The organism is Paratractidigestivibacter sp. (genome assembly GCF_052362415.1).
Lineage (GTDB): Bacteria > Actinomycetota > Coriobacteriia > Coriobacteriales > Atopobiaceae > Paratractidigestivibacter.
Genome location: NZ_DAWEMK010000030.1, coordinates 474 through 18,908 on the forward strand (window position 1 = coordinate 474; position 18,435 = coordinate 18,908).

Annotated in this window: 20 protein-coding genes and 2 tRNA genes; 4 read left to right on the top strand and 18 right to left on the bottom strand. The window is 65.7% G+C overall.

Annotated elements, in window-relative coordinates; all coding sequences use genetic code 11:
- The 16 genes from ACT84W_RS04565 to ACT84W_RS04640 all read right to left on the bottom strand — a co-directional run.
- On the bottom strand, positions 1 to 1,161 hold a 1,161-nt coding region (locus tag ACT84W_RS04565; RefSeq protein WP_444328355.1), incomplete at its 3' end, for a phosphoglucomutase.
- A 58-nt stretch (positions 1,162 to 1,219) separates the two neighbouring features.
- Complete coding sequence (locus ACT84W_RS04570; RefSeq protein ID WP_417575944.1) at positions 1,220 to 1,639, bottom strand: metal-dependent transcriptional regulator; 420 nt, start codon at positions 1,637 to 1,639, stop codon at positions 1,220 to 1,222.
- A gap of 59 nt (positions 1,640 to 1,698) precedes the next feature.
- Positions 1,699 to 2,979: a UDP-N-acetylglucosamine 1-carboxyvinyltransferase gene (murA, locus tag ACT84W_RS04575; protein ID WP_444328356.1), complete on the bottom strand. Its 1,281-nt coding sequence runs from the start codon at positions 2,977 to 2,979 to the stop codon at positions 1,699 to 1,701.
- A gap of 24 nt (positions 2,980 to 3,003) precedes the next feature.
- On the bottom strand, positions 3,004 to 3,423 hold the full coding sequence (gene atpC / locus ACT84W_RS04580) for an ATP synthase F1 subunit epsilon (protein WP_417575946.1): 420 nt from the start codon (positions 3,421 to 3,423) through the stop codon (positions 3,004 to 3,006).
- A gap of 8 nt (positions 3,424 to 3,431) precedes the next feature.
- Positions 3,432 to 4,913 (bottom strand): F0F1 ATP synthase subunit beta, encoded by a 1,482-nt coding sequence (gene atpD / locus ACT84W_RS04585; RefSeq protein ID WP_417575947.1) that lies wholly within the window; start codon positions 4,911 to 4,913, stop codon positions 3,432 to 3,434.
- Entirely contained in the window at positions 4,913 to 5,827 is a 915-nt protein-coding gene (atpG, locus tag ACT84W_RS04590) for an ATP synthase F1 subunit gamma (protein WP_417575948.1), read from the bottom strand. The genes atpD and atpG overlap by 1 nt, the downstream gene beginning before the upstream one ends.
- Positions 5,828 to 5,834: 7 nt before the next feature.
- Positions 5,835 to 7,490 carry a F0F1 ATP synthase subunit alpha gene (atpA, locus tag ACT84W_RS04595; protein WP_417575949.1) on the bottom strand — a complete coding sequence of 552 codons (1,656 nt, stop codon included), beginning with the start codon at positions 7,488 to 7,490 and terminating at the stop codon, positions 5,835 to 5,837.
- Positions 7,491 to 7,961, bottom strand: a complete 471-nt coding sequence (locus ACT84W_RS04600) for a F0F1 ATP synthase subunit delta (RefSeq protein ID WP_417575950.1) — start codon at positions 7,959 to 7,961, stop codon at positions 7,491 to 7,493.
- On the bottom strand, positions 7,951 to 8,550 hold the full coding sequence (gene atpF, locus ACT84W_RS04605; RefSeq protein WP_417575951.1) for a F0F1 ATP synthase subunit B: 600 nt from the start codon (positions 8,548 to 8,550) through the stop codon (positions 7,951 to 7,953). The genes ACT84W_RS04600 and atpF overlap by 11 nt, the downstream gene beginning before the upstream one ends.
- A gap of 43 nt (positions 8,551 to 8,593) precedes the next feature.
- A complete protein-coding gene (atpE, locus tag ACT84W_RS04610) occupies positions 8,594 to 8,797 on the bottom strand; it encodes an ATP synthase F0 subunit C (RefSeq protein ID WP_075278954.1) in 204 nt (67 codons plus the stop codon).
- A gap of 123 nt (positions 8,798 to 8,920) precedes the next feature.
- Entirely contained in the window at positions 8,921 to 9,727 is an 807-nt protein-coding gene (gene atpB / locus ACT84W_RS04615) for a F0F1 ATP synthase subunit A (RefSeq protein WP_432290569.1), read from the bottom strand.
- Between the two features lie 19 nt (positions 9,728 to 9,746).
- Positions 9,747 to 10,049: a hypothetical protein gene (locus tag ACT84W_RS04620; RefSeq protein WP_417575953.1), complete on the bottom strand. Its 303-nt coding sequence runs from the start codon at positions 10,047 to 10,049 to the stop codon at positions 9,747 to 9,749.
- Positions 10,050 to 10,176: 127 nt separating this feature from the next.
- Positions 10,177 to 11,436, bottom strand: coding sequence for a serine hydroxymethyltransferase (gene glyA / locus ACT84W_RS04625; protein ID WP_444328357.1), 1,260 nt, complete (start codon positions 11,434 to 11,436; stop codon positions 10,177 to 10,179).
- Positions 11,437 to 11,500: 64 nt separating this feature from the next.
- Entirely contained in the window at positions 11,501 to 11,962 is a 462-nt protein-coding gene (gene rpiB / locus ACT84W_RS04630) for a ribose 5-phosphate isomerase B (protein ID WP_432290571.1), read from the bottom strand.
- 139 nt (positions 11,963 to 12,101) lie between these two features.
- On the bottom strand, positions 12,102 to 13,694 hold the full coding sequence (prmC, locus tag ACT84W_RS04635) for a peptide chain release factor N(5)-glutamine methyltransferase (protein ID WP_417575956.1): 1,593 nt from the start codon (positions 13,692 to 13,694) through the stop codon (positions 12,102 to 12,104).
- Between the two features lie 105 nt (positions 13,695 to 13,799).
- A complete protein-coding gene (locus ACT84W_RS04640) occupies positions 13,800 to 14,063 on the bottom strand; it encodes a MarR family transcriptional regulator (RefSeq protein WP_417575957.1) in 264 nt (87 codons plus the stop codon).
- A gap of 382 nt (positions 14,064 to 14,445) precedes the next feature.
- Between ACT84W_RS04640 and ACT84W_RS04645 the strand changes: the two genes are divergently transcribed.
- The 4 genes from ACT84W_RS04645 (at position 14,446) to ACT84W_RS04660 (ending at position 16,590) form a co-directional block, all read left to right on the top strand.
- Complete coding sequence (locus ACT84W_RS04645) at positions 14,446 to 15,096, top strand: GNAT family N-acetyltransferase (protein WP_444328358.1); 651 nt, start codon at positions 14,446 to 14,448, stop codon at positions 15,094 to 15,096.
- 14 nt (positions 15,097 to 15,110) lie between these two features.
- Positions 15,111 to 16,133 (top strand): tRNA glutamyl-Q(34) synthetase GluQRS, encoded by a 1,023-nt coding sequence (gene gluQRS, locus ACT84W_RS04650; RefSeq protein WP_432290574.1) that lies wholly within the window; start codon positions 15,111 to 15,113, stop codon positions 16,131 to 16,133.
- 39 nt (positions 16,134 to 16,172) lie between these two features.
- Positions 16,173 to 16,263 (top strand) — tRNA-Ser (locus ACT84W_RS04655).
- Between the two features lie 250 nt (positions 16,264 to 16,513).
- Positions 16,514 to 16,590: transfer RNA gene (locus tag ACT84W_RS04660), tRNA-Arg, on the top strand.
- Between the two features lie 38 nt (positions 16,591 to 16,628).
- Here ACT84W_RS04660 and ACT84W_RS04665 read toward each other — a convergent pair.
- Together ACT84W_RS04665 and serS are read right to left on the bottom strand one after the other, a co-directional pair.
- Positions 16,629 to 16,988: a hypothetical protein gene (locus tag ACT84W_RS04665; protein ID WP_444328359.1), complete on the bottom strand. Its 360-nt coding sequence runs from the start codon at positions 16,986 to 16,988 to the stop codon at positions 16,629 to 16,631.
- A gap of 138 nt (positions 16,989 to 17,126) precedes the next feature.
- Positions 17,127 to 18,413 (bottom strand): serine--tRNA ligase, encoded by a 1,287-nt coding sequence (serS, locus tag ACT84W_RS04670; RefSeq protein ID WP_432290576.1) that lies wholly within the window; start codon positions 18,411 to 18,413, stop codon positions 17,127 to 17,129.
- Positions 18,414 to 18,435 lie beyond the last annotated feature (22 nt).

Here is an 18,435-nt window from a genome sequence, read left to right on the forward strand (position 1 = left end):
GAAGACCTGGGCGCTCGCGGGATCGAGCCTGACGTCGCGGCGAGCCCAATAGGTCTTTCCGAGGGTTTCTTCCTGCGTCTGAACGAGCTCAGACAGCCTCCGGCCGGATTCGGCCAGGTATTCGGCGACGAGGAGGCACGCGTAGATACCGTCGCGCTCCATCAGGTGGGAAGGGACGCAGATGCCACCGTACTCCTCGGCGCCCAGAAGGACGTCGCCCTCCCCCATCTCGCTATAGATATAGGGGAAACCGACGGACACCGGCACGTACTCGAGGCCGAGCCGCTCGGCCTGGCGCTCGATCAGGGTCGAGCACGTGAGCGTCGTCACCACGCGCCCCTCGGCATGCGATTTCCGCGCGAGTGCCTCGATGACCAGCGGCACAAGCTCGCGCACGGCGAGCAAGCGGCCGCTCTCGTCGACCACGCCGGCTCGGTCGCCATCGCAATCGAGGACGATTCCGAGGTCGGCGCCTTCGGAGATCACGGCCTGCTCGCATTCGTCCGCCCAAGGGTCGGTCGGCGAGGGGTGGATCCCGCCGAAGTCGCCCAGGCTCCTCGAGTGAATCTCGATGACCTCGCAGCCGAGGCCCCTCAGAACGCGGGAAAGCACGCGCGCGCCAGAACCGTACATGGGATCGACGACGACCTTGAGTGGCTTCGCAAGCGGCGCGCACTTCCCCATCGACGTAAAGAGACCCGCGATATAGGGCTCCACCACCTCGACGATGTCGACGGGGCCGCGGGCATCATCCGGCGACGACGGAACGAGCTGCTCCACCTTGTCGAGGAATTCCCGGTCGCACGGGCCGCCGTCGGCTCCACGCGCCACGATTCCGCCGTACTCGCAGGAAAGCTCGCTGGCGGTGACCATCACGGCGCCGATCGCCTCGTCATCGTGGGCGCAGGCCCAGGCGAGCGCGGGCGTCGGGCATGCGGAGGAAGCCAGCTTGGCGTGAAGGCCACATGCGGCGATGACCCCCGCGAACTCGCGGGCGATTCCCTCGGACGGGAGCCTGGTGTCATACCCGACGTAGACCGTCGCGCCCTCATGCTCCTCAGACCACAGGAGCCCGAAAGCCGCGGCGACTCGGGAAGCGTTTTCCGCCGTGAATCCGTCCTCGTAGCGAGTTTTCCAGCCGTCGTTGCCGAAGCGAATCATATCGGCATGCTTATCCAAAGGTTGTTCACCTCTAGGGGTAGTCGCTGGCAAAGAAGGACTAGTCGATCTTCACGCCCTGCTTCTGCAGATAGTCGATGAGTCGCGTCATGGTATCGGCAGATAGCGCGTGCTCCATGAGACAGGCCTCCTCGTCTGCGGTCTCGGGCTCGACGCCGAGGTCCGTCTGCAAAAACGCGCGGAGCGCGCGGTGCGAGCGCCAGACGATCTTCGCGTACTTCTCGCCCTCGGAGGTGAGGGTCACGCGGCCGTAACGGCTCTGGGTGACCATGCCCATGTCTTTGAGCTGATTGAGGGCTTTGTTCACGCTGGCTTTGGAGACCTCGAGCTGGTCGGCGACGTCAACCGAGCGGACCGACCCATCGGGCTCGCCGCTATCGAGCGAGAGACGGTAGATCGACTCGAGATAATCCTCGCCGGCTCGGGTGAGGGAGTGGTCATCTTTTGCGTTGCTGATCATGTAGATGCTCCGGGCTATTCGAACGCTGGCTCTTACAAGGCCACTATACCCAGACGAGTCTAGATTTCGTGGTCCAAATCGGGCAGCGTGTCGCGCTCCGCCTTGGCACCGAGCGAGACGAGCTTCGGGACGAAGCCCTCATAACCGCGATCGATGTGGTGGATCGCCGAGACGACGGTCTCGCCGTCCGCGACCAGGCCGGCCATGACGAGAGCGGCGCCTCCGCGCAGGTCGGGGGACTTGACCTGTGCCCCGGAGAACGCGGGCACGCCGTGGACGATGGCGTGATGGCCCTCGATGGTGATGTCCGCGCCCATGCGGTTGAGCTCGCTCGCGAGCATGAAGCGGTTCTCGAAGACGTTCTCGGTGATCACGCAGGAACCCTGGCACAGGGAAAGAAGACACATGGTCTGAGCCTGCATGTCGGTCGGGAAACCGGGGAACGGCAGGGTCTGGATGTCGGCGGGAAGGATCGGCCCTTCTCGCCAGCAAGTGCACTCGCGGCTCCCGCGCTCGACGCGGATGCCCATCTGCTCATACTTCTTGAGCACAAGGCCGAGGTGGCGGGGGTCGAAGCCCTTGACCTTGACCGGCTCGCCGCAAAGGGCGCCGATGGCCAAAAACGTGCCGGCCTCGATGCGGTCGCCCACGACGGCGTGCGTGACGGGATGGAGCTCCGAGACGCCGTTGATCTCGATGACCGGGGAGCCGGCGCCTTTGATGTCGGCGCCCATCTCGTTGAGGAGGTTGGCGAGATCGACGATCTCGGGTTCGCGGGCAGCGTTGTCGATGGTGGTCGAGCCCTTGGCAAAAACGGACGCCATCATGAGGTTCTCGGTCGCGCCGACGCTCGCGAAGGCGAGGGTAACGGTCGCGCCGTGGATGCCGTGGGGCGCGCTCGCGTGGATGTTGCCGTGGTCGATCTTGAACTCGACGCCCAGGGCCTCGAGCCCGAGGATATGCATATCGATCTTTCGGGCACCGATGTTGCAGCCTCCCGGCATGGCGACGACGGCCTTGCCGAAGCGAGAAAGAAGCGGGCCCAGCACCGCAGTGGAGGCCCGCATCTGAACGACGAGGTCGTAGGGGGTCTCCCACGAGTCGACGTTGGTGGTATCGATTTTCAGCTCATGCTCGTTGACGACCTCGATGGTCGCGCCGAGATTCTTGAGCACCTTGCCCATTACGTGGACATCGGCGATGTCGGGGACGTTGGTGAGGGTGCTCACGCCCTTGGCCATAAGCGTAGCGGCCATAAGCTTAAGCGCCGAGTTCTTTGCTCCCTCGACGGTCACCTCGCCAGTAATGGGGTGGCCACCCTCGACCTTGATGACGTCCATGAACCCTCCGTATGCAAGAGGACCTTACTGGTCCTTGATGGTCTGCTTCAACAGAAGGTTACACCAATTGATTTTGTTCTCGTAGTACGCGCGCCTGTGGTCGCCCTCCTCGCAGGCATCGAGGGTCTCGATGGCCTCATCGCGGGTGCGGCGGACCGTCTCGACGTCGATGTCGTCGGTGCGGCGAGCATGGTCGGCGAGGATGATGACCTGGTCGTGGTCAATCTCGGCGTAGCCGCCGGAGACGACGACGTCGCGCTCTCCCCCGCCGTCCTTCTCGGTGAGCCTCATGCGCACGACGCCGTCGCCGAGGGCGACGATCTCGGCCGCGTGGCCGGGGTAGACGCCCAGCTCGCCGGCATAGGTGACGAGCACGAGGCTGGTGGCCGGGCCCTCATAGAGGGCCCGGTCGGGACGCACGAACTGTACGTTCAGCTCTGCCATTGCCTAACCTAGTTCTTCGAGTCGTCGGAGGCCATCTTGGCGGCGCGGGCGCGCACGTCCTCAATGGTGCCGGCGTAGCGGAAAGCCTGCTCGGGCAGGTCGTCGCACTTGCCGTCGATGATCTCGGCGAAGGAGCGGACCGTGTCCTGGATGGTGCAGTAGCAGCCCGGGTTGCCGGTGAACTTCTCGGCGACGTGGAACGACTGCGAGAGGAACTGCTGGATCTTACGGGCGCGGGCGACGACCTTCTGCTGGTCCTCAGAAAGCTCGTCCATGCCCAGGATGGCGATGATGTCCTGCAGGTCGGAGTACTCCTGGAGGGTCTCCTGGACGGCCATGGCCACGCGGTAGTGCTCCTCGCCGACGATGGAGGGGTCGAGCGCGGAGCTCGAGGACGCCAGCGGGTCGACGGCGGGGTAGATGCCCAGCTCGGTGATGGAGCGGGAAAGAACCGTCGTCGCGTCGAGGTGCGTGAAGGTGGTGGCGGGCGCCGGGTCGGTCAGGTCGTCGGCGGGGACGTAGACGGCCTGGACGGAGGTGATGGAGCCCTCCTTGGTGGAGGTGATGCGCTCCTGGAGCTCGCCCATCTCGGTGGCCAGCGTGGGCTGGTAGCCGACGGCGGACGGGATGCGGCCAAGAAGCGCGGAGACCTCGGAGCCGGCCTGCGAGAAGCGGAAGATGTTGTCGATGAAGAGAAGGACGTCCTGGCCCTGGTCACGGAAGTACTCGGCGGTCGTCAGACCCGAGAGAGCGACGCGCATACGGGCTCCGGGCGGCTCGTTCATCTGGCCGTAGACCAAGCAAGTCTTGTTGATGACGCCGGACTCGGTCATCTCGAGGAAGAGGTCGGTGCCCTCACGGGTGCGCTCGCCGACGCCGGTGAACACGGAAGTGCCGCCGTGCTCCTGGGCGAGGTTGTTGATGAGCTCCTGGATGAGGACCGTCTTGCCGACGCCGGCGCCGCCGAACAGGCCGGTCTTGCCGCCGCGGACGTAGGGCTCGAGAAGGTCGATGGCCTTGATGCCGGTCTCGAAGATCTCGGTCTGGGTGGTGAGCTCCTCGAACGCGGGGGCCGGGTGGTGAATCGGGTAGTAATCGACGTCGGCGGGAACCTCGCCGCCGTCGACCGGCTGGCCCATGACGTTCCAGACGCGGCCGAGGGTCGAGGGACCCACGGGCATCATCATGGGATGGCCGGTGTCGTGGACGAGCAGGCCGCGGGTGAGGCCGTCGGTCGAGGACATGGCGACGGTGCGGACGACGCCTCCCTCGAGCTGGGACTCGACCTCGAGGACCGTGTCGACGTGACCCATGGGCGTGTCGCCGTCGACGCGCAGGGCCGAGTAGATGCCCGGCACCTGATCGTCGAACTTGACATCGACCACGGGGCCGACGACGCGGACGATGCGGCCGGTGCCCACGCTCTTGTTGAGCTTGTGGAACGCGGCCTCCTCGAGGGCGCTACGCTGCTCGGTGGTGTTTTCTGACATTAGTTGTCCTCCAATGCGGACGTGCCGCCGATGATCTCGGTGAGCTCGGTGGTGATGGCGCCCTGGCGCTCGCGGTTGTACGTGCGCCCAAGGTTGCCGAGGACCTCCTTGGCGTTGTCGGTCGCCGACTGCATGGCGCGGCGGCGCGCGCCGTGCTCAGCTGCCGCCGAGTCGAGAAGCGCGTGGAAGATGACCGTGCGGAAGTACGCGGGCAGAAGCTGGCCCAGGACCTCCTCCGGGGAGGGGTCGAAGGAGAAGTCCGTGTACTCCTGGCCCTCGATAGTGGAGAGCGCCTCAGGGGTGCGCGGCTTGTTGGGCATCGTGAGCTGCTCCTTGGTGATGGGAAGCAACTGCTCGGTGACCTGCGTCTGCTCGACGCGGTTCTTCGCGTGCCAGTAGACCAGCACCACGCGGTCGAAGTCGCCGTTGGAGTAACCCTCCATGACGTAGGAGGCGATGCGGTCCGCCTCGTCCATGTTGGGCTCCGACGAGATGCCCACGAAGGACATCACAGGCTCCTTCTTGCGGTACGTGAAGTACTCCGTGGGCTTGCGGCCGCACGTGATGACGCTGGACTTCACGCCCTTATCAGCGAGCTTCTGCATCTCGTGCTCGACCTCGCGCTGCGGGGCGATGTTGAAGCCGCCGGCCAGGCCGCGGTCGGAAGCGACGAGCACATAGAGCACGTGCTCCTCGGCCGGGTGCTTGGCGAGCAGGGGCTGGGAGGCATCGAAGCCTGCGCTGGCGACGTTGGCGAGCATGCGCGTGACGGCGTCCTTGTAGGGCTCCGCCTGCTCCGCGCGGTCAAGGGCCTTGCGGATCCTCGCGGTGGAGATCATCTCCATCGTTCGAGTGATCTGCATGGTGCTCTTGATCGAGCTCATGCGCCTCGATATCTCGCGAAGATTTGCCATGTTGTGCCTACTCCTGGCCCTTCTTGGTGGAATCCGGCTGGACGGTCTTCTCGGCCGCGCCCTCGACGTCCGCCGCGGACTTCTTGTTCGGGTGCTCCAGGAGGAAGTCCCTCTTGAAGTGCCCGATGTGAAGCTTGAGGCGGGACTGCTTGTCGTCGTCGAGCTTGCCCTCGACGAGCGAGTTGCGCAGCGCGGGGTGGCGCTCGGACATGTACTTGGCGAGCGCGTCGCGGAACATGGGCACGTGGTCGAGGTCGACGTCGTCGATGAAGTTCTCCTTGGCGGCAAAGATCGCGATGATCTGATCCTTGACGTCAAGCGCGGAGTAACGCTGCTGCTTGAGGAGCTCCATCATGTGGGCGCCGTGGTTGAGCTGGTACTGCGTGGTGGCGTCGAGGTCGCTTCCGAACTGCGAGAAGGCCTGCTTCTCGCGGTAGGATGCGAGGTCGAGTCGAAGCGTGCCGGAGACCTGCTTCATGGCCTTGACCTGCGCGGCTCCGCCGACTCGCGAAACCGAGATGCCCACGTCGACTGCCGGGCGCTGGCCCTGGAAGAAGAGGTTGGACTGCAGATAAATCTGGCCATCGGTAATGGAGATGACGTTCGTCGGAATGTAGGCCGAGACGTCGCCCTCCTGGGTCTCGATGATCGGGAGCGCCGTGAGGGAGCCGCCGCCGTTGGCGTCGGACAGCTTGCAGGCGCGCTCGAGCAGGCGAGAGTGCAGGTAGAAGATGTCGCCAGGGTACGCCTCGCGTCCGGGCGGACGGTGCAGCGTAAGCGACATCTGACGGTACGCCACGGCCTGCTTGGACAGGTCGTCGTAGATGACGAGGGCGTGGCCGCCGGGATGGGTCTCGTCGGCGGGGTTGCCGTTGGCGTCGTTGTACATGAAGTACTCGCCAATCGCGGCGCCGGCCATCGGGGCGATGTACTGCAGCGGCGCGGAGTCGGCCGCTGTTGCGGCGACGATGACGGTCTTGTCGAGCACGCCGTGCTGGGCCAGGGACTCGCGGATCGTGGCGACCGTGGAGGCCTTCTGGCCGATGGCAACGTAGATGCAGATCATGTCGGTCTGCGCCTGGTTGACGATGGCGTCGATGGCGATGGCCGTCTTGCCGGTCTTGCGGTCGCCGATGATGAGCTCACGCTGGCCGCGGCCGATGGGCACCATAGCGTCGATGGCGAGAAGGCCGGTCTGAACCGGCTCGCACACGGGCTGGCGCTCCATGATGCCGGGGGCCTTGAACTCGATCGGGCGACGGTGCGTCGTCACGATGGGGCCGAGGCCGTCGATGGGCTGGCCGAGAGGGTTCACGACGCGTCCGAGCATCGCGTGGCCCACGGGGATATCCATGACGCGGCCGGTGGTGCGGCACTCGTCGCCTTCCTTGATGTCCTCGACGTTGCCGAAGAGGACGGCGCCGACCTCGTCTCGGTCCAGGTTCTGGGCCAGGCCGTAGACGTCGTGGCCGGTGGCAGAGCTGGTGAACTTGAGGAGCTCGCCGGCCATGGCGGTCTTCAGGCCCGAGATGTGGGCGATGCCGTCGCCGACCTCGGTGACCACAGAGGCCTCCTGGTGGTCGACCGTCGCGTTGATAGCGCTGAGGTTAGCGCGAAGGGTCTCCAGGATCTTCTGCGAGCTGATGGTTTCTTCTGTCGTCATTTATTCCTCACCTCCGTTGAACGAAGAGGAGAGCGTCTTCCTGATGTTAGAGAGCTGGGCGCGCACGGAGGCGTCGTAGCGCTTGCCGCGCACCTCGAGCATGATCCCGCCGATGATGGACGGGTCCACGCGCTCCACGAGGTACACAGGGGCGTCGAGGTCGGCCTCTGCCTTTGCGCTCACCGCTTTGCGGAGTTCGTCGTCCATCGGTACGGCCGTGGTCACGGTCACGCTGACGGTCTTGTCCTCGGAGTCGAGCAGCTGCTTGTACTGCTTGGACACCTGCTCGATGAGCCCGAGGTCGTCCTCCTTCTGCATGGCCGCGAGGGTCTCGAGGACCTCCGGGGAGAACTTCCGCGCGTGCTGCCACTGCACGAGGTCGGCGTTCGCGCGCCCCTCGCAGCGGGCGGCCTCCAGAAGCGCCCTGGTGTATGCCTCGACCTTCTCGGCGTCGGTGTGGTTAGTCGCCATTGGGTGCGCTCACTTCCGCGAGGTACTTCTCGGCGAGCTTGCGCTGCTGGTCCTCGGTAAGGTCATTGCCGATGATCTTGGTGGCGATCTCGACCGAGAGGTCCACAACGGAGCCGGAAAGCTCGATCATGGCCTTGTGGCGCTCGGAGTCGACGGCGCCGTGCGCCTTGGCGATGACGTCCGCGGCCTCCTTCTGGGCCTTGGCCAGGATCGCGGAGCGCTCCTCCTCGGCCTCCTTCTTTGCCTTGGAGATGATCTCGTCGGCCTGCTGGTGGGCCTCCACGATCTTCTGCTCATAGGACTTGGCGGACTCGGCGGCGTCGAGACGGGACTTCTCGGCGGCGTCCAGGTCCTCCTGGATCTTCTCCTGGCGCTTGTCCATCATCGAGAGGACCTGCGGCCAAACGAGCTTGGCCAGCACGATCCAGATGATGAGGAAGGCGATGAGCGCCGGGATGAACTCGGCGGGCTTCGGGATGAGGATGTCGGCCCCCACGCCCTCCGCCAGCGCTGCGGTCGGCATGCCGGCGACGGCCACGGCGATTGCCGCGCCCGCACGGGCGAGCTGACCTCTGGTAGTGCTCTTCATAATTGCCTCCATCACGGGATTCGTCGCTTCTCGCCTATCGTAGCTACTTGACGATAAGGGAGACGACGAAGCCGATGAGGGCGAGGGCCTCGACGAATGCGGAGCCGAGGATGAAGACCGTGAACAGACGGCCCTGGACCTCAGGCTGGCGCGCCATGCCCTGAGCGACGCCGGACGCCGCCAGACCGATACCGATGCCAGCGCCGATAACGCCAAGACCATAACCAACGACACCGAGAGCTCCCACAATTCCTCCTTTGTCATTCGCCCCTAGGTTTCCTTTGTTTTTGCGGGGCGAGTTCCAAAACAAACTAACGACGTGCTATGAACTGCGGGCGACTGCCCGCGAGTTGCCTGGACCGAAGGCGCGCTACTCCTCGTCGGACTCGGCGATCTGGATGTAGACCGCGGTCAGGAGGGCGAAGACGTACGCCTGGATGGCGGCGACCATGATCTCGACCACATAGATGATCAGCAGGATGGCGACCCACATGACCGAGGCGCCCGCCTGGGCGACGGCCGCGGCCGAGAAGGCCTGGATCATCGGCTCGAAGAACAGAGACGCCAGGATGGCGAAGGTGCCCATGACGACGTGGCCGGCGAAGAGGTTGCAGAAGAGTCGGACGGCCAGCGTGATCAGGCGCAGGATGGTCGAGAAGACCTCGATGCACCACACGAGGGCGTTGAGCGGGAAGGCGACGCCCTTAGGGGCGAGGGACTTCGCGTAGCCCAGGGCACCGTGCTTCTTTATGCCGCAGACGATGAAGTAGATAAACGAGACGATGGCGAGGGCGGCCGTCGTGGAGATGGTGCCCGTGCCCGGCTTGCAGCCCGGGATGATGCCGATGATGTTGTTGGCGAGGATCACCAGGAACAGCGATGCGATGAACGGGAAGTGCTTGCGCCAGGTGTCGCCCAGGATGCCCTTGCACATGTCGTCGCGGACGAACTCGACCAGGTACTCCATCGTGTTCACGAAGCGGCCCTGGGGCACGAGGCTCGCGGACTGCTTCGCCTTGAAGACGAACAGCAGCACGAGCATGAGCACCACTGCCACGGCGAACCAGAACGAGTACTGGGTAAAGCCGACCGTGTCGAGGTTGCCGACGATCGGCGTCGACGTGAAGCTCGAGACGAGCTCGTCGACCTCGCCACTGAGGCTGTCGAGAGGATTCACTTACGTCCCTTCCTTTCAATCAGGCCTGGTCGGGGTCGCTGTTCGCGGCTTTCCAGGCCCTTGCTGCCTCCACCGCCCAGATGAGCAGGAAGGAGGCTACCATGGCACAACCGAACGTCAACGCCTTCTCGCTCGCGAAGCAGTAAACCGCTAGTTGAGCCAGGCTGAGGAGCACGAACGACGAGAAGATGCTCGCCATCCCGAGACTCATGCTCACTTTAGCCCTTTTTCCCTCTTTGAGGGCCTTCTCGAACAGGAAGCCGGGAAACACGCTGCCGATGACGGCACAGACGGTTCCCGCGAGGATCGTGGAGATCTGCACCGCTTCTCGCCCCCTGTTTTCGATGGCCCCGAAAGACCGTTGGACACAATAATTGAACCCGATTCAAAAAGCAACGAGATTTTCGTCTTAGACTCCGTTTCGACACAAACCGCGTTGCGTAGAGATATTACCTCGAGAGCTCCGGGTAGAGCGGGTGGACGGCGAGCATCTCGCGGACCTCGGCATGGGTGCGGTCGAGCAGCTCGTCGTTGCCCAGGTTGTTGACCACGTCGCCGATGAGCTGGCCCACGCGCTCGCACTCCGGCTCCGTGAAGCTACGCGTGGTCGCTGCGGCGGACCCCACGCGGATGCCGGAGGTGACGAAGGGCGAGCGCTTCTCGCCGGGGATGGTGTTCTTGTTCACCGTGATGCCGACCTCCTCCAAGGCGCGCTCGGCGTCCTTGCCGGTAACGTCTCCGGCGGGGGTCAGGTCGACGAGCAGTAGGTGATTATCGGTACCGCCGGTGACGAGGCGCAGGCCGCGCGACTCCATGCCGCGGCCGAGCGCGCGGGCGTTGGCGAGGACGGCGTCGGAGTAGTCGGCGAACTCGGGCGCGAGGGCCTCGCCGAAGGCGACCGCCTTGCCGGCGATCACGTGCTCGAGCGGCCCGCCCTGGGTACCGGGGAAGACCGAGGAGTTGAGCTTCTTGGAGAGGTCGGCGTCGTTTGTGAGGATGAGGCCGCCGCGCGGTCCGCGCAGGGTCTTGTGGGTGGTCGTCGTGGTCACGTCGGCCACGGGCACCGGGCTCGGGTGGCGGCCGGTGGCGACGAGACCGGCGATGTGGGCCATGTCGACCATCAGCTTGGCGCCGTTCTCGTGCGCGATCTGGGCGAAGCGCTCGAAGTCGATGGTGCGCGGGTAGGCCGAGGCTCCGGCGATGATCACGGCGGGCTTGTGCTCGCGGGCCTTCTCGGCGACGTCGTCGAAGTCGATGCGCTCGGTCTTTGGGTCGAGGCCGTAGGAGACGACGTTGTAGAGCTTGCCCGAGAAGTTCGCGGGCGACCCGTGGGTGAGGTGGCCACCGTTGTCGAGGCTCATGCCCATGATGGTGTCGCCCGGCTTCGCGAGCGCGGCGAGGGCCGCGTAGTTGGCCTGGGCGCCCGAGTGGGGCTGCACGTTGGCGAACCCGGCGCCGAAGAGCTTCTTCGCACGGTCGCGGGCGATGTTCTCGACGACGTCGACGGCCCAGCAGCCGCCGTAGTAGCGCTTGCCGGGAAGGCCCTCGGCGTACTTATTTGTAAGGGGCGAGCCCATGGCCTCCATAACGGCGAGGCTGGTGAAGTTCTCCGACGCGATGAGCTCGATCGACTCGCGCTCGCGGCGGAGCTCCGCCTCGATGGCGGAATAGATCTCGGGGTCCTGCGCGGAGAGGTTGCTGAAGTCCACGGTGGTGCCTCCTTTACAAGTTCGGGCGGCGCCGAAGCGCCGCCCGAGGCCTGATGCTCTTCTGTTATGCGTCCACGCCGGGGAAGGCGGGGTCGTCCTCGCGCATGATCTTCTCGACGCGCTTGGCGTGCCTGCCGCCCTCGAACTCGGTGTTGAGGAAGGTGTCCACGAGCACGAGGTTGTCCTCGAGGCTCACGAAGCGACCGGAGAGGCCGATGACGTTGGCATTGTTGTGCTGACGGGCGAGCTCGGCGAACTTGACGGTCTGGACCGGGGTCGCGCGGACGCCGGGGACCTTGTCGGCCGTGATGGCCATGCCGATGCCGGTACCGCAGATCAGGATGGCGCGGTCGGCTTCCCCGCGGGAGACCATGCGCGCCGCGCGGTCGGCGTAGTCGGGGTAGTCGACGGACTCCTCGGAGTTCGTCCCGAGGTCCGTGACCTCGTGGCCGAGGGACTTGAGGTGCTCGATGACGGCGTCCTTCTGGACGAAGCCGCCGTGGTCGCAGGCAACGGCGATGCGCATGCGTGGTTCCTTTCGGGTTCGCGGGTCATACGGTGCATAGGGTAGCACTGAGGCGGGCGCGGGGCCGGCGCCGCGGGAGGCGCGGCGTAACCGCGGGGCAACGTGGGGAGCGCGGGACGCATGCGCCTCGCGCCCGCCGCTACTCCCCCGCCGCGACGGCGAGCACAAGCGCCGGGTCGATCGCGCCGGCGCGCAGCACGCGGGGCGCGGGGCCCGTGCAGTCCACGATGGTCGAGGCCTGGGCAAGCGGCGCCGGGCCGCCGTCCACGACGAGCTCGACGTCGCGGACGATGGCGGGGTCGAGCTCGTCGGCCGAGGTCGCCGCCGGCCTCCCATGGAGGTTCGCGGAGGTCTGCGCCAGGGGCGCGTCCACGGCGGCCAGGAGCGCCTCGATGAACTCGGAGCCCGGCGCGCGCAGGGCGACGGTGCCGCCCTCCTCGGGCCGCAGGGGGTCGGCCGCCTGGAGGTACTCGGGGTCCACTCCCTCGTCGGCGCGCACCACGAGGGTGAGGGCGCCCGGCCAGAAGCGCTCGGCGAGGCGCAGCGCGTAGTCGGGCAGCTCCCGGCCCCAGCGCGCGAGGCCGCCGTCGCGCGAGACGAACCACGGGAGGGTCTGGCGCAGGTCGCGCTTCTTTATGTCGAAGATGCGGCGATGACCGGGGTTCTCCGGCGCGACGGCGCAGGCGAGGCCATAGACCGAGTCGGTGGGCAGAGCGACGACGCCGCCCGCGCGCAGGGCCTCCGCCGAGCGCTCGACGGCGGCGGGGTCGGGGTCTGCGGGGTCCACGCGCACGATCTTTTGGCCGGCGACGGGCGAGGAAGAAGGGAGCGAGCCCTCGCGCACCGCCACGAGCACGCGCGGGCGGCCTGTGAGGTCTTGGCGCACCTCGACCGATGCCCAGCCACCCTGCGCGCGCACGAGATCGGCCGCCGCGCCGAGGTGGCCCTCGTAGAGCTCGCAGCAAAGCATGCCGCCCGGGGTAAGCGCGCCCGGCGCGAGGTCGACGAGGCGGCGGAACACGTCCAGCCCGTCGGCGCCACCGTCGAGCGCGAGCTCGGGCTCGTTGTCCTTGACCTCGGCGGGGACCTCGTGGGAGAGCACGTCGGTAGGGATGTAGGGAGGATTGCTCACCAGGACCGCGAAGGTCCCCATAAGGTCGGGATCGACGCCCGAGGCGAGGTCGCACTCGACGATATCCACCGCGCCGGAAAGCCCGAGCGAGTCGCGGTTGCGGACGGCGAGGTCGACTGCCGCAGACGAGAGGTCGGTGGCCGTGACCTGCGCGCCCTTGCGCTCGTAGGCGATGGAGAGCGAGATACAGCCCGTGCCGCAGCCGACCTCGAGGACCCGGGGCGGGATGCCGCCGGCGGCCTTCGTGGCAGCGTCGACGCCCTCGAGCGCGGCGTCCACCAGGACCTCGGTCTCGGGGCGGGGGATGAGGACGCCCCTCTCGCAGCGCAGGACGATGTGGCGAAACGCGGTCTCGCCCGTCACGTACTGGAGGGGCTCGCCGGCGGCACGGCGCTGGACCGCGGCGCGCATGCGCGAGCGCTCGTCAGGGGTGAGCGGGCGGTCGTAGTTCACATAGAGATCGACCCGCGAGAGGCCCATGACGTCGCAGAGCAGCCACTCAGCCGACAGCCTCGGGTGCTCGTCCCCGTGCCGCTGCAGAAACCCGCAGGTCCAGTCGATGATCTCTTTGATGGTCCAGGTTTTCTCTGTGCTTGTCATTGCTCGCTCCCTGCTCGATGCGTTATCGCATCATAGCCAAAGAGCTGGCCGGGCGCGCGGGACCTGGCGAGAAACGCCCCTCCCGCGGCATGAAGTCACCTTGCCCTACCGGGAAACGACCTTATATGAGTTCGCGAGCTGAGCGCCGGATTCGCTCCAGCGGGTCTCGACCTCGAGGTAGCCGTGCTCGCGCATCTTTGACATGAGGCGGTCGACGGTTTTCTCGGATCGGCCGAGAGCGGAGGCGATGGCGGCCTTGGTCACAGGCTCGCCCTCGTGGTCGGCCACGTAGGCGAGGATGGCACGCGCGGACGGGGTGAGCCTGAGCTCGCCCGCAGAACCGTTCTCCGACACCGACGAATCAGCCACCCGCCACCTCCGAGTAATCCATAAATAACGGTTTGAATAATAGCAATAAATCTAATTCGCAGTATGAATAAAGGCTTAAGCCGAAGTGCCAGTTAGAAGTCAATAATACAAACAACACACAGGTAAAGTGCATCACTAAATTCAGCAACGCTAATATGTTCATTTACTTTTATATGATACATATATCAATAGTTTGAGACGTCTGCCACACTACAGGTCAAATAGCTGCACAAATCGCCCCGCAAGCAAAAAAACAACGGCTCAAGGAACGCCCCCCCCCCGCATCTAAGCTTTCCGAGGGCACGCGGCCCATGTCGGTGCGACGGCCGCCGTCCAAGCGATACCATCGGTACTCGACGAGACCGACAGAAAGGAGCCGCGGATGCGCGAGCGCGCGGACATTCTATACAGACCCTTCGAGCCCGGCGACTTCGAGGCGGTCGCCGAGCTCATGCGGGCACAATGGAGCTGCGACCTCGAGGGTGCCGCCGGCGAGTACTCGGCGAGCATCGATCTGTGCGGATACCTCGCCGACGCGGACTGGGGTCTCGTGGCCGAGGAGCGCGGGCAGGTGCTCGGGGCAATGCTTCTTCGCACCGACGATGAGCCCGACCCGAAGTGGGCCGCGCGGCGAGACATGCTCATGGCGGAGGCGGCGGCCGACCCCTCTCTGGAGGAGGAGATCCATCGCGACGTGGACATCCTTGAGGAGGAGGCGCTTCTTTCCGACGAGTACGCGCAGAGCGACGGCATCGGCAACGGCGCGGAGATCAAGCTGCTGATCGTCTCTCCCGCGGCGCAGGGGCTCGGCGTGGGCGGGCGCTTGTTCGGCGAGGCGAAGCGGCGCGCGGCGGAGCTCGGCGGGTTTTATCTGCTGACCGACGACTCGTGCGACGTCGGGTTCTACGAGCACAAGGGCATGAGGCGCATGGCCAAGCGCGCGAGCGCGGTCGAGGCGCCGGCCTGCCCCCAGACGGCCGACGCCGACGATGACGGCGACTTCAACCTCTACGTGTACGCCCAGGGGCTCTGATGGAGGCCCCCCTGATGGAACGCGGGCCCTCCGCGCGCCCCGTAGATCCCATAGGCGCAAAGGCAGCCGGTGCAAAGAAGCCCCCGGTCGTCGGTCGGTTCGCGCCCACGCCCTCGGGGCGTATGCACCTGGGCAACGTGTTCTCCTGCCTGATGGCGTGGCTCTCGGCAAAGAGCGGGGGCGGCCGCGTGGTGCTGCGCATCGAGGACCTTGATCCGCGGGCGCAGGACCCCGCCGTCGCCGATCGGCTGATGGCCGATCTCGACTGGCTCGGGCTCGGCTGGGACGAGGGCCCTTATTTCCAGAGCGACCGCACAGAGCTCTATGAGGAGGCAGTCGGGAGGCTGGGCGCGCTCGGCCTCACCTACCCGTGCTTCTGCACGCGGGCCGAGCTCCACGCCGCGACCGCGCCGCACGCCTCGGACGGCACGTACCTGTACGCGGGGACCTGTCGCGGGCTCACGGCGGAGCAGATCGCCCAGAAGTCGCTCAGGCGTGCGCCCGCGACGCGCCTGCGGGTGCCCGAGGCGGGAGACCCCGCGGGCGCGATCGAGTTTTGCGACCTCGCCTTCGGCCCCCAGAAAGAAGTGCTCGCGAGCGAATGCGGCGATTTTCTCGTGCGGCGCAGCGACGGCGTGTTCGCATACCAGCTCGCGGTCGTGGTGGACGACGGGCTCATGGGCGTGAACCAGGTCGTCCGCGGGCGCGACCTCTTGAGCTCGTCGGCTCGGCAGACCTACCTCGCGCGGCTGCTCGGCATCGAGCATCCTGCGTACGGGCACGTGCCGCTGCTCACGGCGCCCGGCGGCAGAAGGCTTTCCAAGCGCGACCAAGACCTCGACCTAGGGGCCCTGCGGGACCGTGGGGTGCCGGCGGGCAGGATCATCGGGTCGCTGGCCGCGGCGGCGGGAATTGCCGATCCAGGCGAGGAGGCGACGCCCACGGAGCTCATTGAGCGCTTCTCGTGGGACAAAATCGCCGAACATCGAGGGGATATCGTGGTCGACGGCGATTTTCTTTCGCGACTGGTTGGATAAATCTCCCGGTATGCGCTATGATTCACAAGCACCATTTACGGAGAGCTGACCGAGAGGCCGAAGGTGCTCGCCTGCTAAGCGAGTATTCCCCCTAAGGGAATCTGGGGTTCGAATCCCCAGCTCTCCGCCAGACTGCACAGCCCGCCCGCGCCCACGCGCCGGCGGGCTTTTTTCTTCCTTCCCTCCCCGCCATCACTGGGTGACAGTCATTGCGTGCAGCTTTCCTTGCCACCCATCAGCCAATGACTGTCACCCAGTGATGGGTGTCGCAAAACCGCTGCTCACAATGACTGTCACCCAGTGATGGTGGGAACAGGCAAAATTTTTTGAGATTCTCGCTTGACTTCGTAGAGGAAGGCTGGCAATATACTGTCTTGCACGCGGCGTTACCTCAGCTGGATAGAGGACCTGACTACGAATCAGGGCGTCATAGGTTCGAATCCTATACGCCGCACCACGCAATTTAAAGGGCTTCCTTCGGGAAGCCCTTTTTTGTTATAGATCGGCACGGCGAAGAGCGGCGTCCTCATTCGAGTCGATGAACCCGAAGTCATAGGGGATGCCCTCGCGATCGCAGAGGTCCATCAGGTCGAGGATGTCGTTCCCCTCGTCGCGGGCGAACTCCGCGAGCGACCGGGCCCCGAAGAGCTCCCCCAGCGCAGCCAGGAGCCTCCCTGTACAGGAGGCCGGCACGCGCACGTCGAGCAGCGCACGGTCCGCGCCATGGGCGACGCGCACCGACGGCCCCTCGATCTCCTCTCGCAGCACGAGAGGCGCCCCCGGCGCGCCTCCGACGCTCATCTTGCGGACGTCCCCCGCGGACTCGAACCTCGCCGCCACCGTCAGCTCTTCCACATCGCTCCCCTACGCTCGCGCTCGCTCATCAACACCATACAAGTATGGTGCACGAACGGGACAACAATGCCGCCCGCGGGTCGCGGGCGGCATCTTCACGTGCTGCGAATCAGTTGTGGGGCAAGCGTAAAGAAGTTCCTACGCCTCGGGCTTGATGACCTCGATGCCGCCCATGTAGGGGCGCAGGGCCTCCGGCACGGTGATGGTGCCGTCGGCGTTCTGGTAGTTCTCCATGATGGCGGCCATCGTACGGCCCACGGCGAGGCCGGAGCCGTTGAGGGTGTGCACATAGCGCGTGCCCTTGAAGTTCGCCGGGTCGCGGTACTTGATGTTCGCGCGGCGGGCCTGGAAGTCCCAGCAGTTGGAGCAGGAGGAGATCTCCTTGTAGTTGTTGTAGCTGGGCAGCCACACCTCGAGGTCGTAGCACTTGGTGGCGCTGAAGCCGATGTCGCCGGTGCACAGCGTGACCACATGGTAGGGCAGGCCAAGCGTCTGCAGGCAGGCCTCGGCTTCGGCGACCATGGACTCGAGCTGGTTCATGGAGTCCTCGGGCTTGGCAAACTTGACCATCTCGACCTTGTCGAACTCGTGCACGCGGATGATGCCGCGGGTGTCGCGGCCGGCGGAGCCAGCCTCCTCGCGGAAGCACGGGGTGAAGGCGGTGTAGAGCAGCGGGAGCTTGTCTCCGTCGAGGACCTCGTCGCGGTGGATGTTGGTCAGCTGGACCTCGGCCGTCGGGATCAGGTAGAGGTCGGGGTTCACGTGGTAGAGGTCCTCATCGAACTTGGGCAGCTGGCCGGTGCCGAAGAGGCTGTCGTGGTTGGTTATGACGGGCGGCCACCACTCCTTGAAGCCGACCTTGGAGTGCATGTCGATGAAGAAGTTGATGAGCGCGCGCTCCATGCGGGCGCCCATGCCGCCCAGCAGGTAGAAGCGGGTGCCGGCGAGCTTGACGCCGCGGTCGAAGTCGATCATGCCGAGCTCGGGGCCGAGGTCCCAGTGGGCCTTGGGCTCGAAGTCGAACTCGCGCGGGGTGCCCCAGCGACGGACCTCGGGGTTGTCGGAGTCGTCCTTGCCGTAGGGCACGGACTCGTGCGGGATGTTGGGGATGGCGGCGACGAGGTCAAAGAGCTCCTGCTCGACGGTGGCGCGCTTCTCGCCCAGCTCGGCGATGCGCTCCTTGTTCGCGGCGACCTGGGTCTTGGCGGCCTCCGCCTCGTCCTTCTTTCCGTCCTTCATAAGAAGGCCGATCTGCTTGGAGACGGAGTTGCGGTCGGCCTGGAGCTTCTCGACCTCGGCGATGACGGAGCGGCGCTCCTCGTCCAGCTCAAAGAACTTCTCGCGGTCCCAGTGGGCGTTCTGCCTGGACTCGCAGGACTTGTCCACGATGTCGGGGTTCTCGCGGACGAACTTGATGTCGAGCATGTGCTCTCCTCGCTCTTGCGCT